The 1,410-nt window shown below is 49.6% G+C and carries 1 protein-coding gene; it reads left to right on the plus strand.

The features are described 5' to 3' along the window. Positions 1–315 precede the first annotated feature (315 nt). On the plus strand, positions 316–1,392 hold the full coding sequence (locus tag HMPREF3143_RS02335; protein WP_000227969.1) for an IS110 family RNA-guided transposase: 1,077 nt from the start codon (positions 316–318) through the stop codon (positions 1,390–1,392). Positions 1,393–1,410: the final 18 nt, after the last annotated feature.

Here is a 1,410-nt window from a genome sequence, read left to right on the forward strand (position 1 = left end):
TGGTAAGCCCGTCGGGGTGATGTTCCACAGCGATAGTAATAATGCCGATGTCAGTCTTTACCACCACTTAGTTTGCCGTTTAACCAGATTGGTGTGATTACTGATGCAGTGAAGACCTTCCCGCATCCTGACTCACACAGCGATCGACCTTTTGTGTCCTGCCCTGGACCCGTCGGTTGCCGGAAGCGCCTTCATGCGAGGCATCTCCTCACCGATGCGCGTGACTCAAGAAGGGCCTGACGGCTTGTCTCGTTACTGTCCTGTCCAGGTTATCTGTCTGGAGATTCAACTCTGTTTCCTCACAGGAGCTCTGTCATGGTTGATAAAGTTACCGAAGCTGCCGTTGTGGGTGGCGTGGATACACATAAAGATTTGCACGTTGCCGCTGTCGTAGATCAGAACAATAAAGTCCTTGGGACTCAGTATTTCTCCACAACACGACAAGGTTACCGGCAGATGCTGGCATGGATGACCTCGTTTGGGACATTAAAGCGAATTGGTGTTGAGTGCACAGGTACCTATGGTTCCGGTTTGCTTCGTTATTTTCAGAACGCCGGGTTAGAAGTTCTTGAGGTGACTGCTCCAGACCGGATGGAGCGACGCAAACGGGGTAAAAGTGACACAATTGATGCTGAATGTGCCGCTCATGCAGCATTCTCAGGCATCAGGACAGTTACTCCCAAAACGCGTGATGGCATGATTGAGTCCCTGCGGGTATTAAAAACTTGCCGAAAAACAGCAATATCAGCCCGCAGAGTCGCTCTCCAGATTATCCATTCAAATATTATCTCTGCCCCGGATGAATTACGTGAACAGCTCAGAAATATGACGCGCATGCAGCTCATCAGGACCCTGGGTTCCTGGAGACCTGATGCCAGTGAATACCGCAATGTAACCAACGTTTATCGCATTTCATTAAAGTCCCTTGCCCGACGCTATCTCGAGTTACATGACGAAATCGCTGATCTGGATGTCATGATTGCGGCAATTGTCGACGAGTTGGCACCTGAGCTGATTAAACGTAATGCTATCGGATACGAAAGCGCTTCACAGTTGCTGATCACTGCCGGAGACAATCCTCAACGGTTAAGATCAGAATCAGGATTTGCGGCACTGTGTGGTGTCAGCCCGGTCCCCGTTTCTTCTGGAAAAACGAACCGTTACCGACTTAATCGTGGTGGAGATCGTGCTGCAAATAGTGCACTTCACATCATCGCCATCGGACGCTTACGAACTGACGCAAAAACAAAGGAATATGTCGCCAGGCGTGTAGCCGAAGGACATACAAAAATGGAAGCGATACGCTGTCTAAAGCGATATATCTCCCGCGAAGTTTACACGTTACTGCGCAATCAAAACAGGCGGATCAACAGTATCCCGATAACAGCTTGACTCTTAGAAGGGCGTCCA

Origin of the sequence: Enterobacter sp. HMSC16D10 (assembly GCF_001807145.1) — a bacterium.
GTDB classification, from domain to species: Bacteria; Pseudomonadota; Gammaproteobacteria; order Enterobacterales; family Enterobacteriaceae; genus Enterobacter; species Enterobacter roggenkampii.

What these genes read in the sequence shown, in the direction of transcription:
- HMPREF3143_RS02335 (WP_000227969.1), top strand. Translation starts at nt 316, where the DNA reads ATGGTTGATAAAGTTACCGAAGCTGCCGTTGTGGGTGGCGTGGATACA.